Source organism: Streptomyces sp. NPDC048277, assembly GCF_040652235.1.
In the GTDB taxonomy this organism is placed as follows: Bacteria; Actinomycetota; Actinomycetes; order Streptomycetales; family Streptomycetaceae; genus Streptomyces.
Genome location: NZ_JBEZLQ010000005.1, coordinates 92,344 through 112,984 on the forward strand (window position 1 = coordinate 92,344; position 20,641 = coordinate 112,984).

The window sequence follows — 20,641 nt, forward strand, 5'->3', positions numbered from 1 at the left end:
GTGACGACGACATGATCGGAAGGGGTACGGGGTGGAGTCCACGGCCGGTGCCGGGCGGTTGCTGGCCATCAGCGACCTGCACATCTCGTACCCGGAGAACCGCGAGCTCGTCGAGAAAATGCGTCCGGAAACGGACCAGGACTGGCTGATCGTCGCCGGTGATGTCGCGGAGACCGTCGCCGACATCCGCTGGACGCTGGAGACCCTCGCCGGCCGCTTCCGCAAGGTGCTGTGGGCGCCCGGCAACCACGACCTGTGGACCCACCCCAAGGACCCGGTCACCCTGCGCGGGGTCGCCCGCTACGAGCACCTCGTCGAGCTCTGCCGGGAGCTGGGCGTGGTCAGCCCTGAGGACCCCTACCCCGTCTGGGAGGGTCCGGGCGGCCCGGTCGTCGTGGCGCCGCTGTTCCTGCTGTACGACTACTCCTTCCTGCCGGCCGGCTGCGCCACCAAGGAGGAGGGCCTCGCCTACGCGCACGGCACCGGCGTCGTCTGCAACGACGAGTACCTGCTGCACCCCGACCCCTACCCGACCCGGGATGCCTGGTGCCGGGCCCGGGTGGAGGCCACCGAGTGGCGGCTCGCCGAGCTGCCCGAGGACCTGCCGACCGTGCTGGCGGGCCACTACCCGCTGGACCGGCACCCCACGGACGTGCTGTGGTACCCCGAGTTCGCCATGTGGTGCGGCACCACCCGCACCGCCGACTGGCACCGCAGGTTCCGCGTCGACACCATGGTCTACGGTCATCTCCACATCCCCCGGACCACCTGGCACGACGGCGTCCGCTTCGAAGAGGTCTCCGTGGGATATCCCCGCGAATGGCGCAAGCGCTCCCGGCCGCCGGGCGAGCTGCGCCGTATTCTGCCGATGGAGGTCGGAACCGGTGATCGAGGAGCTGCTCCCGGACTCGGTGGTGGTCGTGGAGATGCTCGGTGACGAGGCGATCCGCGAGGCCCCGCTCTACCCCGAGGAGGCGGCGATCGTCGCGCGTGCCGTGCCCAAGCGGCGCCGCGAGTTCTCCGCCGTGCGCGCCTGCGCCCGGCGCGCCATGGAGAAGCTCGGAGTGCCTCCGCAGCCGGTCGTGAGCGGCGAGCGGGGCGCACCGCGCTGGCCGGCCGGACTGATCGGCAGCATGACCCACTGCGAGGGCTACTGCGCCGCCGCCCTGGCCCGCGCCGGCGACCTGGCCTCCCTCGGCATCGACGCCGAACCGCAGGGCCCGCTGCCCGAGGGCGTCGGCGAGTCCGTGCTGCTGCCCTCGGAGCAGGAGCGGCTCGGCCGGCTCACGGCCGAGCGGCCCGATGTGCACTGGGACCGTCTGCTGTTCAGCGCCAAGGAATCCGTCTACAAGGCGTGGTTCCCCCTCACCGGGAAGTGGCTGGACTTCATGGAGGCGGACATCGAGCTGTTCCCGGAGCCCGGCGGGCGCCCGTACGGCACCCTGCGCGCCCGCCTCCTGGTCCCCGGCCCGACGGTCGGCGGGCAGCGGCTGGAGGTCTTCGAGGGCCGCTGGAGCGCGGGGCACGGCATGCTGGCCTCGGCCGTGGTGGTGCCGCACCCCTGACCGCCCCGCCGGCTCAGGTGGGTGGGCACCAGTCGTGCAGCAGCCGGAAGAACGCCTCCTCGTTGCCCATCAGCCCCGCGCGGGCCAGTGCCTCCTCGGCCTCGGCGAGCACGGCCGGTGGCACGAGCAGGGGCCGGCCCTCGTCCGGCGGTCCGTCGAAGGCCGCGCGCACCGTGTGCAGCAGCCGCAGATAGGCCTGGACGGCGGTGCGCTCATGGTCGGTCAGTACGGCGGTGGGCATGGGTCGGCTCTCCCCGTCGGTCGTCGCGGTCACACGCCCTGGCGGCGCGGGCCCACCGCGTGTGCGGTGCGCACCCTCCAGCTTGCCGTCCGCCACTGACAACGCCGTCCGGCCACACCTCGGTTCGCCCGCTCAGCCGACGCGGAACCGCACCGGCGAACCTCCCTGAGGGAACGTCTCTCCGCCCTCCTGGCAAGGGAATTCGGCCGTGCCGGCCTCACTTCCCCGGATAGCCCAGTGACGCCTCGATGCGCCCCGCCACGTCGTGCCGCCGCACCGGCCCGCGCAGGGCCGAACCGGCGAGCCAGGTCCGGCACTTGCTGGCGAGCAGCAGCCCGAAGGTCTCCGCGTCCCGCTCCTCGGCCCGGTCGCAGCGGGTGCGGGCGGCGACCCGCTGCACGGCGGCCTGGACCGCGGCCTGATCGGTGCTCATGCCCGTGCCCGTGCCCTTGCCTTTGGCCATGCCTTCGCCGAGGAGCCGCGCGGCCACCCCGACCCCCTCGACGTCATGGCCGTGGTGTCCGGCGTGCATGTGCCACAGTTCGTGACCGAGGATCACCAACTGGTGGTCGGGAGCGGTGCGTTCCTCGACGACGACCAGGTCGCGGTCGGTCAGGTCGAGCCAGAGTCCGCTGGCCGTGCCGGGCGGGAAGACGGCCGTACGGAACAGGACGGGACGGCCGCGGCGGCGGCCCATCGCGTCGCACAGTGCCCGGTACAGCTCCTGCGGCGGGGTGGGCGCGGGCAGGGTCAGCTCCCCGACCAGCCCGCCGCTCAGCCGGCGCATGTCCCTGCCGATGCCCACTGTTCTCCCTCAGCTCAGCTCACGATTCGGGCCGCTTGACGCTCTCCAGGAGCATGTCCAGCCATTCGGCGACCTTGTCCCGGTGCTGGTCGGTGGGCAGCTGGGCGGCCCGCCAGGCGATGCCGCGCACCCCGTGGTCCTGCAGCAGCCGCTGCAGCGGGTCCTCGGCGGCGTCGGCCGCGGCCCGCTCCCGGTCGGCCAGCTTCTGCAGCAGCTCCTGCTCGACCCGCTGGAGGGCGCCCGCCAGGGCCTCCGGGTCCTCCGCGGTGAGGAAGCCGGCGTGCACCCGGAAGAAGCGCTGGAGGGCGTCGCAGTGCTCCATGGTCGGCCGCCGGTCGCCGTTGAGCAGGGCGCCGGCCTGCTGCCGGGACATGCCCGCGCCGTCGGCGATCTCCTGCTGGGTGTGTTTCCGGCCGTTGGGCTTGAGACGGGTGCGGCGCAGCAGGTCGAGGCGTTGCAGGAAGCGCGCCTGGACGTCGGGCTCGCCCGCGGGCCGGCCGCTCAGCAAAACCCTGACCACGGACTCGGGGACACCGCAGGCGTAGGAGAGCCGTCCGACGTCGAAGACGTCGGCATGCCGTACGCCGAGCCGGTCGGCGAGCGCGGTGACGCGGGCGACGTCGGCCGGCAGCTGGGCGGTCGCCGTGGCGCCCGGATCCTGGTAGCCATCCGTCACCGACAGAACTCCTGTGTCTCTCAGGGGAAGCAGGGGCTTCTCACAAGCCGTGAACTCACGGGAGATTAGCGGGTCGTTCGAACTCACATCCAGGTCTCGCCACAACTGTGGCCAATTTCGGCCGCCAACAGGCATGAAATGCCACGATAGTTGACATGACTCTGGGTGGGGCAGCAGGATCACAACGCCGCGAGAAGGCCGCATAGGCAAGAGGGGTGACCTCCCGATGGCATATCAGGCAGGTGGGCGGCGGCCGGCGCCGCGGCCCGTCCCCGAGCGTCCCGAGGCCCAGGCCTATCTCCAGGACTACGCGTTGCTGCTGGACGCCGTCCCCTTCCCGTCCCTGGTCGTGGACCACCGCTGGGACGTGGTGCTGGCCAACGGCGCGTTCGAGACACTTTTCGGGGCGGTCGCCCCGCACCCCACCGCCATGCCCGGGGACAACTTCCTCCGTTTCGTCCTGTTCCACCCGGACGCCGGTTCGGTGCTCGGCGCGCACGAGGCCGGCTGGTGCCTGCCGATGCTCGCGCAGTTCAAGACCACCCTGGAGCGGTACGGCCACGACCACGAGCTCCAGTCGATCCGCCGTGAGATCGCCCAGGACCCCATCATGGAGGCCGCCTTCCGGCACGGACTGCCGCACTGGCTGCGTGCGGTCGGCGAGGACGGCGCACAGCTCGACGGTGCCGTCCGGTCGCTCCAGCATCCGGACCCGCAGCTGGGCGCCACCGAATGCCGGGTCGTCGGCGAGACGCCCAAGACCCTTCAGGACATGGGCTACGCGCGTTACACACTGGTTCTGCGCGCCGCCCCCCGCCCCACGGCCGCCCCGCGCCGCTCCCGCCGGCCCGGCGGCCTGGGCGCCCATCTGACGGTCGTACCCACTTCCGAAGCCTGACCCGGCACCGCCGGCGTTCAGGTCGCCGACGGCGCCGGGCCGGACGTCCGCGTCGCCCCTGTTCCGGTCAGCCCTTTCCGGTCAGCCCTGTTCCGCGGCCACGACCAGGACGAGCGGCACGCCCCGGCAGGGCACCAGCCGGGTCCCGCCGAACGTGCCCGGCCGCCCGCTCTCCAGGACGGCCGCGAAGTCCGGCCCCTTGGCCAGCGAACCGGCCAGCCGCGCCGGGTCCGCCGACGCCGCCACCCGGCCGCGGGCATTGACCAGCCGGGCCGGTCCGGGCAGCTCCCGCAGCAGGGGCAGCGCGGCCGCCTCGAAGTGCCGTAGGTACACATCGGCCGCGGCCACGCCCAGGAAGCGGCCGGCGAGCTCCACCGGCGCGGACAGCGTGAGGCTGTACTCGTCCGAGCAGAGGTAGTCGACGTACGGACCGGCCACCGCCCGCCGCCCGGTGTCCCGGGGCAGCGCGAACCAGTCCCAGTGGGTGTAGTCCGAGTAGGCCGAGGTCCGCGGATCGAGGTCGAGGAGCAGCGGCCGTACGTCCCCCTGGGCGTCGGTCTGCCACCACTCCAGCCAGGCCGGGACGTCGGCCAGCAGACCGGGCGCGGCCACGAAGCCCACGCCGGAGACCAACTCCTGCCGGGTCAGGCGCAGATGGAGCCCGGGGCGCAGCGCGGCGAGGTCGGCGGTCACGGGCCGGCGGCCCCCGGCGGCCACCCGGGCCAGCAGCGCCGCCGTGTCGGCGCGGGTCTGCGCGACGGCGTCGAACACCGCCTCCAGGGCGCGGCCGACCCGCGCGGCCACGTATTCCTCGGCGCCGGCGTCCAGCGTCGTGGTCGCCGGACCGGAGGGGGCGGTGCTGCGGCTCATGGTGCCCTCCAGCGGACGGGGGACCGGGCGCGGCGCGGCTACAGGGCCAGACGCAGGGCGATGAGCCGTGCCGTCGAGTCCCGTACGCACCGCTCGGCCAGTTCCCTGGCCGAGGCGTGGGCCCCATCCTGCACTGCCGAGATTACGGAGTGGTGACGGTCTGCCACCTCTTCACGATATTCGTCGTCGCCGAGCACAAGGCAGAGCAGCGCCCCGACCTCCGTCTGGAGCGCGACCTGTGCCCGGGTGAGCCGGGCGGACTGGGCGGCGGCGGCCAGCTCCACATGGAAGCGGCCGTACACCCGGCTGCGCGCCGCCGCGTCCGGTGCCTTGCGCAACTCCTCGGTGGTGCGCCGGAGCTGGTCGAGGTCGTGCTCCTCGGTGCGCTCGGCGGCGAGGTGCGCGGCGGTGCCGGACAGGGCCGCCCAGTGGTCGCCGAGGTCGCGCAGTTCCTCGGGGCTCCAGCCGCGCAGCCGCTCCCTGAGCCGCCGCTGGTCGGGCACCTCGGGGGAGGACACGAAGCTGCCGCCGCCGCGGCCCCGGCGCGTGACCACCAGACCCTGCTGGCGCAGTGCCATCAGCGCCTCCCGCAGGGTCACCGTCGACACCCCGAGCTGTCCGGCCAGCTCCGTCTCGCCGGGCAACTGCTCCCCGTCGGCGAGCAGGCCGAGCTCGATGGCGTCGCCGATCCGGCGCACGACGGCCTCGACCCGTGCCCCGCTGTCCACCGGGGCGAAGACGGCCTTTCGGGCGCCGCCGTCCGTCTGCTGCTGTCTCACGGCCCACCACCCTATGCGTTGACCCAACCTTTACCCCGGAAGGGTCTTGAGCTTTGAACTATGACTTCATATCTTTCCGGTCACCATGTGCAACGCAAGAGAGCTGCAGAAAGGTTCCCGCCCATGGAGGCCAGTGCGATCCGGTTGCGGGATCTGCGGAAGTCGTTCGGCGACACGAGCGCCGTGGCCGGGGTCGACCTGGAGATCCGCGACGGCGAGTTCTTCTCGATGCTCGGCCCGTCCGGCTCCGGCAAGACCACCGTCCTGCGGATGATCGCCGGCTTCGAGATCCCCACCTCGGGCGTGATCGAACTCGCCGGGCAGGACGTCACCCGCCGCGCCCCCTTCGAACGGGACGTGCACACCGTCTTCCAGGACTACGCCCTGTTCCCGCACATGACCGTCGAACAGAACGTCGCCTACTCCCTCAAGGTCCGCGGCATCCCCAAGGCCGAACGCCTGGTCCGCGCCCGCAAGGCCCTCGCCGAGGTCCGCCTCGACGGATTCGGCGCCCGCCGCCCCTCCCAGCTCTCCGGCGGCCAGCGGCAGCGCGTCGCCCTCGCCCGCGCCCTCGTCGGACGCCCCCGCGTCCTGCTGCTCGACGAACCCCTCGGCGCCCTCGACCTCAAACTGCGCGAGCAGATGCAGATCGAACTCAAGGCCCTGCAACGCGAGGTGGGCATCACCTTCGTCTTCGTCACCCACGACCAGGAGGAGGCCCTGACGATGAGCGACCGCGTCGCCGTCTTCCACCAGGGCCGCATCGAACAGGTCGGCACCCCCGCCGAGATCTACGAACGCCCGGCCACCCCGTTCGTCGCCTCCTTCGTCGGCACCTCCAACCTGCTCACCGGCGACACCGCCCGGCGCGTGCTCGGCGAGGACGGCACCCACAGCATCCGGCCCGAGAAGATCCGGGTCCTCCAGGAGACCGCCGACCCGGACGAGGAAGGGCACGCCGACGCCGTCGGCACCGTCGCCGAGGTGGTGTACCTCGGCGACGCCACCCGCTTCCTGGTCGACCTGGACGGCGGCGGCCGGCTCACCGCGCTCCAGCAGAACCTCGACACCTCCGCCGAGGACGTCGCCGCCTACCGCGGCACCCGCGTCCGGCTGCGCTGGCAGCGCCGCCACACCGTCCACGTCCCCGACTGATCCGCCGACCGTCGCGTCCGGATCCGCCGTCCCGCACGCCCGGATCCGCCGTCCCTCACGTATGGAGTACGTCGTGCGCCTCACCCGTCCCCTCGCCTCGGCCGCCACCGCCGCCCTGCTGCTGGCCGCCACCGCCTGCGGCTCCTCCGGCTCCGGCTCCTCGACCGGCTTCAACCCGCCCGACCTCAAGCCCCTCGCCAAGCTCGGCAAGACCGAGGGCGAGGTGAACCTGATCGCCTGGGCCGGCTACGTCGAGGACGGCTCCGACGACCCCAAGGTCGACTGGGTCACCGACTTCGAGAAGCAGACCGGCTGCCAGGTCCACTCCAAGGTCGCCGCCAGCTCCGACGAGATGGTCAAGCTGATGAAGACCGGCGAGTACGACGCCGTCTCCGCCTCCGGCGACGCCTCCCTGCGCCTGATCGCCTCCGGCGACGCCGCCCCCGTGAACACCAGCCTCGTACCGAACTACAAGGACGTCTTCAGCGGCCTGAAGAACGGCGCCTGGAACTCGGTCAAGGGCCAGATGTACGGCATCCCGCACGGCCGCGGCGCCAACCTGTTGATGTACAACACCCAGAAGGTCAGCCCGGCGCCCACCTCCTGGGCGGCCGTGTTCGACGACGCCGGCACGTACAAGGGCCATGTGACGGCCTACGACTCGCCGATCTACATCGCCGACGCGGCCCTGTATCTCAAGGCCACCAAGCCCGAGTTGAAGATCAAGGACCCCTACGCGCTCGACCAGAAGCAGTTCGACGCGGCCGTCGCCCTGCTGAAGAAGCAGAACGCGGACATCGGCGAGTACTGGAGCGACTACCTCAAGGAGATCTCCGCCTTCAAGAGCGGTGACTCGGTGGTGGGCACGACGTGGCAGGTCATCGCCAACCTGGCCGCCGGCGAGGGCGCCAAGGTCAAGGCCCTCGTGCCCAAGGAGGGTTCGACCGGCTGGTCCGACACCTGGATGGTCTCCGCCAAGGCCAAGCACCCCAACTGCGCCTACAAATGGCTCGACTGGATCGTCTCCCCGAAGGTCAACGCCGAGGTCGCGGAGTACTTCGGCGAGGCCCCGGCCAACGCCAAGGCCTGCGACCTGACCAGCGACAAGAACTTCTGCGCCACCTACCACGCGGCCGACGAGAGCTACTGGAAGCGGATCGCCTTCTGGAACACGCCCATCGAGCAGTGCCTGGACGGCCGTACGAACGTCACGTGCGTGCCGTACGCCAAGTGGGTGCAGGCCTGGACCGAGATCAAGGGCTGAGCCATGACCGTGCTCACCCGGACCGCGGGGGCGCTGTACCGGCGCCCCCGGCTCCGCCTCGCCCTGCTGCTCACCGCCCCGCTGCTGTGGCTGGCGGTGCTCTACCTCGGCTCCCTGGCCGTGCTGTTCGTCTCCGCGTTCTGGACGACGGACTCCTTCACCTCCGAGGTGGTGAAGGTCTGGTCCACCGACAACTTCCGCGAGCTGTTCACCACACCGGTGTTCCGGCAGGTGATCCTGCGCAGCGTGGGAGTGGCCCTGGCCGTCACCGCCGTGTGCGTGGTGATCGCCTTCCCGGTCGCCTTCTACACGGCCCGGGTGGCCAGGCCGAGCCGGCGCCCGCTCCTCGTGGTCGCCATCCTCACCCCGCTGTGGGCGAGTTACCTGGTCAAGGTGTACGCGTGGCGGCTGATCCTCTCCGAGGGCGGCCTCGCCGACTGGATGCTGAAGCCGTTCGGGCTCAGCGGCCCGGGCTTCGGCCTGCCGGCCACCGTGCTGACGCTGACCTACCTGTGGCTGCCGTACATGATCCTGCCGATCCACACCGCGCTGGAGCACCTGCCCGACAACCTGCTGGACGCGTCGGCGGACCTGGGCGCCCGCGCCTGGCGGACCTTCCGCTCGGTCGTGCTGCCGATGGTGCTGCCCTCGGTCGCCGCCGGGTCGGTGTTCACCTTCTCGCTGAGCCTCGGCGACTACATCACCGTGCAGATCGTCGGCGGCAAGACCCAGCTCATCGGCAACCTCGTCTACGCCAACATCGAGCTCAACCTGCCCATGGCCGCAGCCCTCGCCACCGTCCCGGTCGTCGTCATCGTGCTGTACCTGCTGGCGATGCGGCGCACGGGTGCGCTGAGCAGCCTGTAGAGGAGTCCGCCGTGCAACTCTCCCGTTCCGCGCGGATCGCCGTGCGTGTGGCCGCCGGTCTCGGCTTCGCCGTGATCTACGTGCCGTTGCTCCTGGTCCTCGTCAACTCCCTCAACCCGGACCGCAGCGCGAGCTGGCCGCCGCCCGGTCTGACCACCCGCTGGTGGTCGGCCGCCTGGCACAGCTCAGGGGCCCGCGAGGCGCTGTGGACCTCGGTCAGGGCCGGCCTCGGCGCCACCGCGATCGCCCTGGTCCTCGGCACCCTCGTCGCCTTCGCCGTCGCCCGCTACCGCTTCTTCGGCCGGGACGCCCTGTCCTTCGTGGTCGTCCTGCCGATCGCGCTGCCCGGCATCGTCACCGGCATCGCCCTCAACTCGGCGTTCAGCACGGTCCTGCAGCCGCTCGGCGTCGGACTCGGCCTGTTCACCGTGGTCGTCGGACACGCCACCTTCTGTGTCGTGATCGTCTTCAACAACGTGGTCGCCCGTCTGCGCCGCACCTCCGGCACGTACGAGGAGGCGGCGGCGGACCTGGGCGCCGACACCTTCCGCACCTTCGTGGACGTCACCTTCCCACTGGTGCGCTCCGCGCTGCTCGCGGGCGGACTGCTCGCCTTCGCGCTCTCCTTCGACGAGATCGTGGTGACGACGTTCACCGCGGGGCCGGGCGTCCAGACCCTGCCCCTGTGGATCTTCGACAACATGACCCGGCCCCAGCAGGCGCCGGTGGTCAACGTGGTGGCGGCCGTACTGGTCCTGCTGTCGGTGATCCCGATCTACGTCGCCCAACGCCTGTCCGCGGACACGGCCACGGCAAGCCGGGTCTGAGCAGAACCAGTCAACAAGCCGGATGTCGGGGCACCTCCCGAACCCGAACCCGAAGGAGTCCCCGTATGTCGACGAGCCCTCCCCCCGCCACCGCCGAACCCGGCGGGCAGGACGCGGCGGATGCTGCGCAACTGGCCGCTCTCGGCTACCGCCAGCAGCTGACCCGGGCACTCGGCCTGTGGCAGAACTTCTCGGTCGGCTTCACCTACCTCTCGCCCCTCGTCGGCGTGTACTCGCTGTTCGGCTACGGCCTGGCCACCGGCGGCCCCGTCTTCTTCTGGTCGATCCCCCTCGTCCTGATCGGCCAGGGGCTGGTCATGCTGACCTTCGCCGAGGCCTCCTCGCAGTACCCGATCGCCGGCGGCATCTACCAGTGGACCAAGCGGCTCGTCGGCCCGCGCTACGCGTGGCTGTCCGGCTGGATGTACACCTGGGCGCTGCTGGTCACCATCACCTCGGTCGCCTTCCCGATCGCGGGGTACGCCGGACCGCTCCTCGGCTACCCGGTGAACCACGCCACGACGGTCCTGACCGCGGTCGTCGTCATCGTGTTCTGCGGCGCCGTCAACCTCGCCGGGGTCCGACGGCTGGCCCTCGCCGCGACCGCGGGTGTGGCCGCCGAGGTCGTCGGAACCGTCGTCCTCGGTCTGTACCTGCTGTTCTTCCACCGCCACCAGGGCATCTCCGTCGTCGGCCACAGCCTCGGGGCGGGCGGCTCCGGCGGCCAGACCGGCGCCTTCCTGGCCGCGACACTGTTCAGCGTGTGGATCTTCTTCGGTTTCGAGGCGTGCGGCGACATCGCCGAAGAGGTCAAGGACCCGTCCAGGAAGATCCCCCGGGCGATGGGCATGACCCTCGCCGTGGGCGGCCTGGCCACCGTCGTCCTGACCCTCGGTCTGCTGCTGGCCGTCCCCGACATGGGCGCCGTGCTCAGCGGCAAGGACACCGACCCGATCGGCACGATCCTCGACGCCTCGCTCGGCACCGTGGGCGCCAAGTTCGCCCTCGCGCTGATCGTGCTCGGTTTCGTCTCCTGCGTCCTCGCCATCCAGGCGGCCGCGACCCGCCTCGTCTACTCCTTCGCCCGGGACGGCGTCATCGCCGGCTCGCGTGCGTTCTCCACGATCCACCCCACGTTCCACATGCCGCCCGGCGCGATCGCGGTCGCCACCGTCGTGCCGGCCGGGATCACCCTGCTGCCCTCCGCGTCCGTGGCCCGCATCATCACCTTCGCCGTCGTCGGCATCTATCTGGGCTTCCAGAGCGTCGTGCTCGCCTCCGCGATCGCCCGGGCGCGCGGCTGGCAGCCGTCGGGAGCCTTCCGGCTGGGCCGCTGGGGCTGGCCGGTCAACCTGCTGGGTCTGGTGTACGGCGTGACCGCGGTCATCGTGCTCAGCATCAAGACACCGGCCAACGGCACGGGATTCTTCGACCGCTGGCTCGTCCCCCTCTCGGTCGGCATCGTCCTCGCGGCGGGCATTCTCTACCTGCTGATCGCGCGCCCTCGCGAGCACATCCGCGACGACGCCCGCGTCCCCGCAGGGGCGGCGGACGCGATTCCCGCCGGCGCCGAGCCCACCGAGCCCTCGTAACGGCAGTCCCGACCCCGACCCGGACCCTTTACGCAAACAGCTTGCGTTACTTGCGCTATTCTTGCGCGCATGACACGACGACTTGCGGAAGTGGCCAAGAAGGTCGGGGTCAGCGAGGCCACGGTCAGCCGGGTGCTCAACGGCAAACCCGGGGTCTCCGAGGCCACCCGGCAGGCGGTGCTCTCCGCCCTGGACGTCCTCGGCTACGAGCGCCCGACCCAGCTGCGCGGTGAACGCGCCCGGCTCGTCGGTCTGGTCCTGCCCGAACTGCAGAACCCCATCTTCCCGGCGTTCGCCGAGGTCATCGGCGGCGCGCTGGCCCAGCTCGGCCTCACCCCGGTGCTGTGCACGCAGACCAAGGGCGGGGTCTCCGAAGCGGACTACGTGGAGCTGCTGCTGCAACAGCAGGTCTCGGGAGTCGTGTTCGCCGGCGGGCTGTACGCCCAGGCCGACGCGCCGCACGACCACTACCGGCTGCTCGCCGACCGCAACATCCCGGTGGTGCTGGTCAACGCGGCCATCGAGCACCTCGGCTTCCCGGGCGTGTCCTGCGACGACGCGGTGGCGGTGGAACAGGCCTGGCGCCACCTCGCCTCCCTCGGCCACGAGCGGATCGGCCTGGTCCTCGGCCCCGCCGACCACGTCCCCTCGGCCCGCAAACTGGCCGCCGCGCAGGCGTTCGGCAAGGTCCCCGACGAGTTCGTCGCCCGCGCCATCTTCTCCATCGAGGGCGGCCACGCGGCCGCGTCCCGTCTGATCGACCGCGGGGTCACCGGCATCATCTGCGCCAGCGACCCCCTCGCCCTGGGCGCCATCCGCGCCGCCCGCCGCAAGGGGTACGCGGTCCCCTCCCGTATCTCCGTCGTCGGCTACGACGACTCGGCGTTCATGAACTGCACCGAGCCCCCGCTGACCACGGTCCGCCAGCCCATCGAGGCCATGGGCCGTGCGGCCGTGGAACTGCTGAACGCCCGGATCGGCGGGACGGCCGTACCGGCGGAGGAGCTGTTGTTCGAGCCGGAACTCGTGGTCAGGGGGTCGACCGCGCAAGCGCCGAAGGTCTGATCTCCACCAGATCCAACCCGCTGTCGAATAATTACAGATTCTGCGCGACATCTTGCGGAGCCATGTCGCCGGTGCTTGAGTGTGCGGCGCCCACCGGTTCCGGTGCGGCGCCCACCGCTCCTGTCTGGGGGGTCCACCGATGTCCAGCACCGGGTTCCGCCGTGCTCTCGTCGCGATCGGCGTCTGCTCGTCCCTAGCCCTCTCCGCCTCGGCCTGCGGGTCGGGCGACGACGACACGGCGAGCGGCCGGACGCGGATCACCGTCAACTGCGAGCCGCCGAAGAGCGCCAAGGTCGACCGGTCGTTCTTCGAACAGGACATCGCCTCCTTCGAGAAGCGGAACCCGGACATCGACGTCGTCGCGCACGACGCGTTCCCCTGCCAGGACCCGAAGACCTTCGACGCCAAGCTCGCCGGCGGCCAGATGGAGGACGTCTTCTACACGTACTTCACCGACGCCAGGCACGTCGTGGACATCGGCCAGGCGGCCGACCTCACGCCGTACCTCAAGGAGCTGAAGAGCTACGGCACCATCCAGCAGCAGCTGCGGGACATCTACACCGTGGACGGCAAGGTCTACGGCATCCCGCGCACCGGCTACTCGATGGGCCTGATCTACAACCGCAAACTCTTCCGGCAGGCCGGCCTCGACCCCGACCGGCCGCCGACCACCTGGGACGAGGTCCGCGCCGACGCCAGGAAGATCGCCGCACTCGGCGACGGGACGGTCGGGTACGCCGACTACAGCGCGCAGAACCAGGGTGGCTGGCACTTCACCGCCGAGCTGTACTCGCAGGGCGGTGACGTGGTCTCGGCCGACGGCAAGTCGGCGACCGTCGACACCCCCGAGGGCCACGCGGTCCTGCAGAACCTGCACGACATGCGCTGGACCGACGACTCGATGGGCAGCAAGCAGCTCCTCGTCATCAACGACGTCCAGCAGCTGATGGGTTCGGGCAAGCTCGGCATGTACCTCTCCGCCCCGGACAACATCCCGATCCTGGTCAAGGAGAAGGGCGGCGACTACAAGGACCTCGCGCTCGGCCCGATGCCCGGCGGCAAGGGCACGCTCATCGGCGGCGACGGCTACATGTTCAACAAGAAGGACACCCCGGCCCAGATCCGCGCCGGACTGAAGTGGCTGGACTCGATGTTCCTCACCCCCGGCGACGGCTTCCTCGGCGACTACGCCCGCGCCAGGAAGAACAACGCGCCGGTCGGCCTGCCCGAGCCGCGCCTGTTCACCGGCGCCGCCGACGCCAAGGACCAGGCCGTCAAGAAGGCCAACGCCAATGTCCCGGTGGAGAACTACCAGGCGTTCCTGGACGGCAACCAGTCCCTGCAGATGAAGATCGAGCCGCCGGACGCCCAGCAGATCTACTCCGTCCTCGACGGCACCGTCTCCGCCGTCCTCACCAAGAAAGACGCCGACATCGGCCAGCTCCTCAAGGACGCCAACGACAAGATCGACGGCATCCTGGCCCGGGGCTGACCGCGATGACGAAGACGGCCGCACGACGACCCGCCCCCGCGCCGGTCGCCGTGCCCCATGCCCCGGCGCCGCCCCCAGTAGCGCCGAGGGCGGCCGCCGCATCGACAGGTGCGCACCCCGCAGATTCCTTTGCGGCGGCCAAGCTTCGCCCTGTTCTCCTGGTACCGATCCTCGCGTTGTCGGCCGTCGGGCGGCTGAACCACGCCTCCGGTGTTGCGCCGGAGTGCCCCGCGAACGGTCTTCGGGGTCGGAGGGCGCGCTGGTCTGCCTCGGCGATCCACGTCTTACGGCCAGGCGGCCCGCGTGAAGTCCTCAACAGGGCTGTCCGCCCCTGCGGTCCTCGGCTGCAAGCGCCCCGACGGGTAGCTCTCTCGGCACGATCCACTGGTCGTGCAAAGTCACACCTCGCCGATAACAGGCGCTCCGCTGTGACCGACAAACTCACTGTATCACTCATGGCGAGCGCACTGTTGCCCAACGTGATCGGGACCGGCCTCGCCAACGAGACCCTGCGCTTCCTGCACCTGCCCACCTCGAACTGGACCAACGGCGCCGACACCGCACTCGTCTCCCTTGTCGTCGTGGCAACGTGGGCCAACATGGGCGGCACCGTCCTCATCTACCTGGCCGCCCTCCAGTCCATCCCCGGCGAGCTGTACGAGGCCGCCGAACTCGACGGCGCGGGCCTCCTCCAGCGCATCCGGCATGTGACGGTCCCTCAGACCAGGTTCGTCATCCTGATGCTGATGCTCCTTCAGATCATCGCCACCATGCAGGTGTTCACCGAACCGTTCGTCATCACGGGGGGCGGCCCGGAGAACGCCACGGTCACCGTGCTCTACCTGATCTACAAGTACGCCTTCCTCTACAACGACTTCGGCGGCGCCTGCGCCCTCAGCGTGATGCTCCTGGTGCTGCTCGGCGTCTTCTCCGCCGGGTACCTGCGGCTGACCCGCTCCGGGGAGGACGGATGAGCGGCACCACCCGCACCCTGGTCTCACCGGCCACCCTGGCCCGCTCGCGCGGCAGGGCGATCTACTGGACCGTCTTCACCGGAGTCGTCCTGCTCTTCGCCCTCGCCTTCCTGTTCCCCGTGTACTGGATGGTCACCGGCGCGATGAAGTCCCCGGACGAGGTCGCCCGGACCCCGCCCACCCTGGTTCCGGCCCACTGGCAGCTGTCCGGCTACACCGATGCCTGGGACCTGATGCAGCTCCCGGAGCATCTGTGGAACACGGTGGTGCAGGCCGCCGGCGCCTGGGCCTTCCAGCTGGTGTTCTGCACGGCCGCCGCCTACGCCCTGTCGAAGCTCGGGCCGGCCTTCGGGAAGGTGATCCTCGGCGGCATCCTGGCCACCCTGATGGTCCCGGCCCAGGCCCTGGTCGTCCCCAGGTACCTGACCGCCGCCGATCTCCCCTTCCTCCACACCAGCCTGCTCAACGACCCGCTCGGCATCTGGCTGCCGGCCGTCGCCAACGCCTTCAACCTCTATCTGCTCAAGCGGTTCTTCGACCAACTGCCGCGTGACGTCCTGGAGGCCGCCGAGATCGACGGCGCCGGAAAGCTGCGCATCCTGTGGTCCGTCGTGCTGCCCATGTCCCGGCCGGTCCTCGGGGTCGTCTCGATCTTCGCCCTGGTCGCGGTGTGGCAGGACTTCCTGTGGCCGCTGATGGTCTTCTCCGACACCGACAAGCAGCCCATCAGCGTGGCCCTGGTCCAGCTGGCGCAGAACATCCAGCTCACCGTACTCATCGCCGCGATGGTGATCGCCAGCATCCCGATGGTCGCGCTGTTCCTCGTCTTCCAGCGGCACATCATCGCCGGGATCAGCGCGGGCGGCACCAAGGGCTGACGCCCTTCCTCCGACAGAAAGGCACGCACCGTGGGACAGACCGGCCATGCCCCGAAGGACCGCGAGGGCCACGAGGACCGCGAGGGCCACGACTGGTGGCGCTCGGCCGTCATCTACCAGGTGTACGTCCGCAGCTTCGCCGACGGTGACGGCGACGGCACCGGCGACCTCGCGGGCGTCCGCGCCCGGCTGCCGTACCTGGCCGAACTGGGCGTGGACGCACTGTGGTTCAGCCCCTGGTACCCGTCACCCATGAAGGACGGCGGGTACGACGTGGCCGACTACCGGGCCATCGACCCGGCCTTCGGGACCCTCGCCGAGGCCGAGAAACTCATCGCGGAGGCGGGGGAGCTGGGCATCCGGACGGTCGTCGACATCGTCCCCAACCACGTCTCCGACCAACACCCCTGGTTCCAGGCGGCGTTGACGGCAGGGCCGGGCAGCCCGGAGCGCGAGCTGTTCCACTTCCGCCCGGGGCGCGGGACGCACGGCGAACTCCCGCCCAACGACTGGCCGTCGCAGTTCGTCGGGTCCACCGAACCGGTGTGGACCCGGCTGCCGGACGGCGAGTGGTACCTCCACCTCTTCACCCCGGAACAGCCAGACCTCAACTGGGCCCACCCGGCCGTGCGCCAGGAGCACGAGGACATCCTGCGGTTCTGGTTCGAGCGGGGCGTCGCCGGTGTCCGTATCGACTCGGCCGCCCTGCTCGCCAAGGACCCCGTCCTGCCGGACCTCGCCGGGCACCCGGAGCCGCACCCCTTCGTCGACCGCGACGAACTCCATGACGTCTACCGCGCCTGGCGCGAGGTCGCCGACGCCTACGCCGGTGTCTTCGTCGGTGAGGTCTGGCTCCCGGACGCCGAACGCTTCGCCCGCTACCTCCGCCCGGACGAACTGCACACCGCCTTCAACTTCTCCTTCCTGTCCTGCCCCTGGGACGCGGCCCGGCTGCGTACGTCGATCGACACGACCCTCGCCGAGCACGCGCCGGTCGGGGCCCCCGCCACCTGGGTGCTGTGCAACCACGACGTGACCCGCACGGTCACCCGGTACGGCCGCGAGGACACCGCCTTCGACTTCGCGGCCAAGGCCTTCGGCACCCCGACGGACCTGGAACTGGGCACGCGCCGGGCCCGCGCGGCCGCCCTGCTGTCCCTCGCCCTGCCCGGCGCGGTGTACATCTACCAGGGGGAGGAACTGGGGCTGCCGGAGGCGGAGATACCGGTCGACCGCATCCAGGATCCGATGTACTTCCGGTCCGGCGGCACCGACCCCGGCCGGGACGGCTGCCGGGTGCCGCTGCCCTGGGCGGCCGAGGCGCCGTACGCGGGCTTCGGCTCCCGCGAGGAGCCGTGGCTGCCGCTGCCGGCCGGCTGGCCGGCGTATGCCGTCGACCGCCAGCAGGACGACCCCGGCTCGATGCTCGCCCTCTACCGGCGCGCCATCGCCCTCCGTCCGCTGTTCGGCGACGGTCCGCCGAGCTGGCTGCCCGCCCCCGAGGGCGTCCTCGCCTTCACCCGCGCCGGGGACGTCACCTGCGTGGTCAACCTCGCGGCCACCCCCGTCGAACTCCCCGGCCGCACCCAACCCCTGCTGACCAGCGGCCCGTTGGACGAAGAGGGGCGGCTGCCGCAGGACACGGCGGCCTGGCTCCGGAGCTGAGCCGCCCGCACGCATCCCGCTGTCCCCGCGCACCCCCACCACGAAGGGATCGGCACATGCACAGCACCACGGTCAGATCTGTCAGGAGCATGCCAGCATTGGCGGCGGCGGTGGCCCTCGCCGCCGGCATGCTCGTCGCCGTCGCCCCCGCCGCACAGGCGGCAGCGGGCGCCAGTCTTCCCTTCACCTCGGTAGAGGCGGAGTCGGCGACCACCACCGGCACCAGGATCGGCCCGGACTACACCCAGGGCACCCTCGCCTCCGAGGCCTCCGGGCGCCAGGCCGTCCGCCTCACCTCCGGACAGCGCGTCGAGTTCACCGCGCCCCAGGCGTCCAACGCCGTGAACCTGTCCTACAGCGTCCCCGACGGCCAGACCGGCACGCTCAACGTGTATGTCAACGGGGTCAAGCTGGCGCAGACCCTGACCGTCACCCCGAAGTACTCCTACATCGACACCGGCTGGATCCCCGGCGCCAGGCAGCACCACTTCTTCGACGACGCCCGGCTGCCGCTCGGCCAGAACATCCAGGCGGGCGACAAGGTCGCCTTCGAGTCCACCGGCACCCAGGTCACCGTGGACGTCGCCGACTTCGAGCAGGTGGCCGCGGCCGCCCCGCAGCCCGCCGGTTCGGTCTCCGTCACCTCCAAGGGCGCCGACCCCAGCGGCAACGGCGACTCCACCCAGGCCTTCCGGGACGCCATCGCCGCCGCCCAGGGCGGAGTGGTGTGGATCCCGCCGGGCGACTACAAGCTCACGTCCTCCCTCAGCGGCGTACAGAACGTGACCCTCCAGGGCGCCGGCAGTTGGTACTCGGTGGTGCACAGCTCCCGGTTCATCGACCAGTCCAGCTCCTCCGGGAACGTCCACATCAAGGACTTCGCGGTGTTCGGCGAGGTCACCGAGCGCGTCGACTCAAACCCGGACAACTTCGTCAACGGCTCGCTGGGGCCGGGCAGTTCGGTGTCGGGGATGTGGATCCAGCACCTGAAGTGCGGGTTCTGGCTGACGGGGAACAACAACGACCTGGTCGTCGAGAACAACCGCATCCTCGACACCACCGCCGACGGCCTCAACCTCAACGGCACCGCGAACGGCGTCCGGGTCAGCAACAACTTCCTGCGCAACCAGGGCGACGACTCCCTCGCCATGTGGTCGCTCTACGCGCCGGACACCGACTCCAGCTTCGAGAACAACACCGTCTCGCAGCCGAACCTCGCCAACGGCATCGCGATCTACGGCGGCACCGACATCACCGTGCGGAACAACCTGATCTCCGACACCAACGCCCTCGGCAGCGGTATCGCCATCTCCAACCAGAAGTTCCTCGACCCGTTCTCCCCGCTGGCCGGCACCATCACGGTCGACGGCAACACGCTCGTCCGCACCGGTGCGATGAACCCCAACTGGAACCATCCGATGGGCGCGCTGCGCGTCGACTCGTACGACAGCGCCGTCAACGCCACCGTGAACATCACCAACACGACGATCACGGACAGCCCGTACAGCGCCTTCGAGTTCGTGTCCGGGGGCGGCCAGGGCTACCCGGTCCGGAACGTCACCGTGGACGGGGCGACCGTGCGGAACACCGGGACGGTCGTGGTGCAGGCCGAGGCACAGGGTGCCGCCACCTTCCGCAACGTCACCGCCACCGGCGTCGGCGCGGCCGGCGTCTACAACTGCCCGTACCCGTCGAACTCCGGTTCCTTCGCGCTCACCGACGGCGGCGGCAACTCCGGCTGGTCGAGCACCTGGTCGGACTGCTCGACCTGGCCGACGCCGGGCCAGGGCAACCCCGACCCGGACCCGGGCCGTAACCTCGCCAAGGGCCGCACGGCCACCGCCACCGGCTCGCAGGACGTCTACACCCCCGGCAAGGCGGTCGACGGCGACGCGAGCAGTTACTGGGAGTCGGCCAACAACGCCTTCCCGCAGTCGCTGACCGTCGACCTCGGCTCCTCCTACGCGGTCCGCCGGCTGGTGCTGAAGCTGCCCCCGCTCTCCGTCTGGAACGCGCGCACCCAGACCGTCACCGTGCTGGGCAGCGCCGACGGCTCCGCCTACTCGACGGTCGTGGGCTCCACGGGCTACCGCTTCGACCCGGCCACCGGCAACACCGTCACCGTCGCCCTGCCCGGCTCCACCAGCCTGCGCTATCTGCGGCTGACCGTGAGCGCCAACGACGGCTGGCCGGCCGGGCAGTTCAGCGAGGTGGAGGCGTATCTGACGTCGTGACCTCCGCCTCCCGGGGAACCCCGCGCTTCGCCGCCTGGATCTGCTCGTACACATGGGTGCGCAGCTCGGCGAAGCGCGGGGCGACCCGGGTGTGCAACTGGTCGCGCCGGTCGGGCAGATCGACCTTCAGCTGCTCCCGTACGACGGTGGGGGAGGCGGACAGGACGATCACCCGCTGGCCCAGGTAGACCGCCTCGTCGATGTCGTGCGTGACGAACAGGATCGTGATCCCTCGCTCGTGCCACAGCCCCCGGACCAGGTCCTCCAGATCGGCCCGGGTCTGCGCGTCGACGGCGGCGAACGGCTCGTCCATGAGGAGGACCCGGGGCTCGTAGGCGAGGGCGCGGGCGATCGCGACGCGCTGCTGCATACCGCCCGAGAGCTGCCAGGGGTAGGCGCCGGCGGCGTCCGCGAGACCGACCGAGCGGAGTGCGTCCGCGACCAGTTCCTTTCGCCGCTCACGCGTCAAGCGCTTCTGTTTCAAAGGGAGTTCGATGTTCTCGGCGACGCGCATCCAGGGGAACAGGCTGCGGCCGTACTCCTGGAAGACGAAGGCCAGTCCGGGCGGCGGCCCGGCCACCTTCCGCCCTTCCAGGAGGACTTCGCCGCCGGTCGGGGTCAGCAGCCCGCCCATGCACTTGAGGAGGGTGGTCTTGCCGCAGCCCGACGGGCCGACGAGACAGACGAGTTCGCCCGCCTCCACGGTGAAGGTGAGGTCCCGCACCGCCTCGACCCGGCGGCCGGACCCCTCGTAGACCTTCTTCAGGCCGCGTACGTCGAGCATGGACCTCCCC

General features: G+C 70.9%; 20 protein-coding genes. 14 read left to right on the plus strand and 6 right to left on the minus strand.

All coding sequences use genetic code 11. The annotated features are described in order from the left end of the window. Positions 1 to 31 precede the first annotated feature (31 nt). Entirely contained in the window at positions 32 to 937 is a 906-nt protein-coding gene (locus tag AB0D85_RS13255) for a metallophosphoesterase (protein WP_362318228.1), read from the plus strand. After that, positions 885 to 1,565: a 4'-phosphopantetheinyl transferase superfamily protein gene (locus tag AB0D85_RS13260; RefSeq protein WP_362318231.1), complete on the plus strand. Its 681-nt coding sequence runs from the start codon at positions 885 to 887 to the stop codon at positions 1,563 to 1,565. Before AB0D85_RS13255 ends, AB0D85_RS13260 begins: the two co-directional genes overlap by 53 nt. A 13-nt stretch (positions 1,566 to 1,578) precedes the next feature. Here AB0D85_RS13260 and AB0D85_RS13265 read toward each other — a convergent pair whose 3' ends face one another. The 3 genes from AB0D85_RS13265 to AB0D85_RS13275 all read right to left on the minus strand — a co-directional run bounded on the left by AB0D85_RS13265 (position 1,579) and on the right by AB0D85_RS13275 (position 3,287). Then, the gene (locus tag AB0D85_RS13265) at positions 1,579 to 1,806 is read right to left on the minus strand and encodes a hypothetical protein (RefSeq protein WP_362318234.1); all 228 of its coding nucleotides are present in this window, start codon (positions 1,804 to 1,806) and stop codon (positions 1,579 to 1,581) included. 217 nt (positions 1,807 to 2,023) lie between these two features. Beyond that, complete coding sequence (locus AB0D85_RS13270; protein WP_362319244.1) at positions 2,024 to 2,593, minus strand: toxin-antitoxin system, toxin component; 570 nt, start codon at positions 2,591 to 2,593, stop codon at positions 2,024 to 2,026. Positions 2,594 to 2,630: 37 nt separating this feature from the next. Further along, on the minus strand, positions 2,631 to 3,287 hold the full coding sequence (locus AB0D85_RS13275) for a helix-turn-helix transcriptional regulator (RefSeq protein ID WP_362318237.1): 657 nt from the start codon (positions 3,285 to 3,287) through the stop codon (positions 2,631 to 2,633). Between the two features lie 226 nt (positions 3,288 to 3,513). On the opposite strand from AB0D85_RS13275, the gene AB0D85_RS13280 reads away from it, so the two are divergent. Further along, positions 3,514 to 4,185, plus strand: a complete 672-nt coding sequence (locus AB0D85_RS13280) for a hypothetical protein (protein WP_362318240.1) — start codon at positions 3,514 to 3,516, stop codon at positions 4,183 to 4,185. An 81-nt stretch (positions 4,186 to 4,266) separates the two neighbouring features. Here AB0D85_RS13280 and AB0D85_RS13285 read toward each other — a convergent pair whose 3' ends face one another. Then, complete coding sequence (locus AB0D85_RS13285) at positions 4,267 to 5,055, minus strand: cache domain-containing protein (protein WP_362318243.1); 789 nt, start codon at positions 5,053 to 5,055, stop codon at positions 4,267 to 4,269. Positions 5,056 to 5,093: 38 nt separating this feature from the next. Continuing rightward, entirely contained in the window at positions 5,094 to 5,834 is a 741-nt protein-coding gene (locus AB0D85_RS13290) for a GntR family transcriptional regulator (RefSeq protein ID WP_362318246.1), read from the minus strand. Between the two features lie 123 nt (positions 5,835 to 5,957). On the opposite strand from AB0D85_RS13290, the gene AB0D85_RS13295 reads away from it, so the two are divergent. The 11 genes from AB0D85_RS13295 to AB0D85_RS13345 all read left to right on the plus strand — a co-directional run bounded on the left by AB0D85_RS13295 (position 5,958) and on the right by AB0D85_RS13345 (position 19,847). Continuing rightward, positions 5,958 to 6,989: an ABC transporter ATP-binding protein gene (locus AB0D85_RS13295; RefSeq protein ID WP_362318249.1), complete on the plus strand. Its 1,032-nt coding sequence runs from the start codon at positions 5,958 to 5,960 to the stop codon at positions 6,987 to 6,989. A gap of 73 nt (positions 6,990 to 7,062) precedes the next feature. Next, positions 7,063 to 8,253: an ABC transporter substrate-binding protein gene (locus AB0D85_RS13300; RefSeq protein ID WP_362318251.1), complete on the plus strand. Its 1,191-nt coding sequence runs from the start codon at positions 7,063 to 7,065 to the stop codon at positions 8,251 to 8,253. A gap of 3 nt (positions 8,254 to 8,256) precedes the next feature. Continuing rightward, positions 8,257 to 9,120 (plus strand): ABC transporter permease, encoded by an 864-nt coding sequence (locus tag AB0D85_RS13305; RefSeq protein WP_362318254.1) that lies wholly within the window; start codon positions 8,257 to 8,259, stop codon positions 9,118 to 9,120. Positions 9,121 to 9,131: 11 nt separating this feature from the next. Then, positions 9,132 to 9,947: an ABC transporter permease gene (locus AB0D85_RS13310; protein ID WP_362318257.1), complete on the plus strand. Its 816-nt coding sequence runs from the start codon at positions 9,132 to 9,134 to the stop codon at positions 9,945 to 9,947. 65 nt (positions 9,948 to 10,012) lie between these two features. Further along, a complete protein-coding gene (locus AB0D85_RS13315; RefSeq protein ID WP_362318260.1) occupies positions 10,013 to 11,539 on the plus strand; it encodes an amino acid permease in 1,527 nt (508 codons plus the stop codon). A gap of 69 nt (positions 11,540 to 11,608) precedes the next feature. Further along, positions 11,609 to 12,604, plus strand: coding sequence for a LacI family DNA-binding transcriptional regulator (locus tag AB0D85_RS13320; protein WP_362318263.1), 996 nt, complete (start codon positions 11,609 to 11,611; stop codon positions 12,602 to 12,604). Positions 12,605 to 12,743: 139 nt separating this feature from the next. Further along, positions 12,744 to 14,096 carry a sugar ABC transporter substrate-binding protein gene (locus tag AB0D85_RS13325; protein WP_362318266.1) on the plus strand — a complete coding sequence of 451 codons (1,353 nt, stop codon included), beginning with the start codon at positions 12,744 to 12,746 and terminating at the stop codon, positions 14,094 to 14,096. A gap of 5 nt (positions 14,097 to 14,101) precedes the next feature. Further along, positions 14,102 to 15,070 (plus strand): sugar ABC transporter permease, encoded by a 969-nt coding sequence (locus AB0D85_RS13330; protein WP_362318269.1) that lies wholly within the window; start codon positions 14,102 to 14,104, stop codon positions 15,068 to 15,070. After that, a complete protein-coding gene (locus tag AB0D85_RS13335; RefSeq protein WP_362318272.1) occupies positions 15,067 to 15,948 on the plus strand; it encodes a carbohydrate ABC transporter permease in 882 nt (293 codons plus the stop codon). Before AB0D85_RS13330 ends, AB0D85_RS13335 begins: the two co-directional genes overlap by 4 nt. A 30-nt stretch (positions 15,949 to 15,978) precedes the next feature. Continuing rightward, entirely contained in the window at positions 15,979 to 17,613 is a 1,635-nt protein-coding gene (locus tag AB0D85_RS13340) for a glycoside hydrolase family 13 protein (protein WP_362318275.1), read from the plus strand. A gap of 56 nt (positions 17,614 to 17,669) precedes the next feature. After that, positions 17,670 to 19,847, plus strand: coding sequence for a discoidin domain-containing protein (locus tag AB0D85_RS13345; protein WP_362318277.1), 2,178 nt, complete (start codon positions 17,670 to 17,672; stop codon positions 19,845 to 19,847). On the opposite strand, the gene AB0D85_RS13350 is transcribed toward AB0D85_RS13345, so the two are convergent. Next, positions 19,816 to 20,631, minus strand: a complete 816-nt coding sequence (locus AB0D85_RS13350) for an ABC transporter ATP-binding protein (RefSeq protein ID WP_362318280.1) — start codon at positions 20,629 to 20,631, stop codon at positions 19,816 to 19,818. The genes AB0D85_RS13345 and AB0D85_RS13350 overlap by 32 nt on opposite strands. Positions 20,632 to 20,641: the final 10 nt, after the last annotated feature.

Coding starts and splice junctions, on each gene's coding strand:
- AB0D85_RS13305 (WP_362318254.1), top strand. CDS start 8,257: ATGACCGTGCTCACCCGGACCGCGGGGGCGCTGTACCGGCGCCCCCGG.
- AB0D85_RS13285 (WP_362318243.1), bottom strand. CDS start 5,055: ATGAGCCGCAGCACCGCCCCCTCCGGTCCGGCGACCACGACGCTGGAC.
- AB0D85_RS13315 (WP_362318260.1), top strand. CDS start 10,013: ATGTCGACGAGCCCTCCCCCCGCCACCGCCGAACCCGGCGGGCAGGAC.
- AB0D85_RS13265 (WP_362318234.1), bottom strand. CDS start 1,806: ATGCCCACCGCCGTACTGACCGACCATGAGCGCACCGCCGTCCAGGCC.
- AB0D85_RS13295 (WP_362318249.1), top strand. CDS start 5,958: ATGGAGGCCAGTGCGATCCGGTTGCGGGATCTGCGGAAGTCGTTCGGC.
- AB0D85_RS13335 (WP_362318272.1), top strand. CDS start 15,067: ATGAGCGGCACCACCCGCACCCTGGTCTCACCGGCCACCCTGGCCCGC.
- AB0D85_RS13270 (WP_362319244.1), bottom strand. CDS start 2,593: ATGCGCCGGCTGAGCGGCGGGCTGGTCGGGGAGCTGACCCTGCCCGCG.
- AB0D85_RS13350 (WP_362318280.1), bottom strand. CDS start 20,631: ATGCTCGACGTACGCGGCCTGAAGAAGGTCTACGAGGGGTCCGGCCGC.
- AB0D85_RS13320 (WP_362318263.1), top strand. CDS start 11,609: ATGACACGACGACTTGCGGAAGTGGCCAAGAAGGTCGGGGTCAGCGAG.
- AB0D85_RS13345 (WP_362318277.1), top strand. CDS start 17,670: ATGCACAGCACCACGGTCAGATCTGTCAGGAGCATGCCAGCATTGGCG.
- AB0D85_RS13325 (WP_362318266.1), top strand. CDS start 12,744: ATGTCCAGCACCGGGTTCCGCCGTGCTCTCGTCGCGATCGGCGTCTGC.
- AB0D85_RS13280 (WP_362318240.1), top strand. CDS start 3,514: ATGGCATATCAGGCAGGTGGGCGGCGGCCGGCGCCGCGGCCCGTCCCC.
- AB0D85_RS13330 (WP_362318269.1), top strand. CDS start 14,102: ATGACGAAGACGGCCGCACGACGACCCGCCCCCGCGCCGGTCGCCGTG.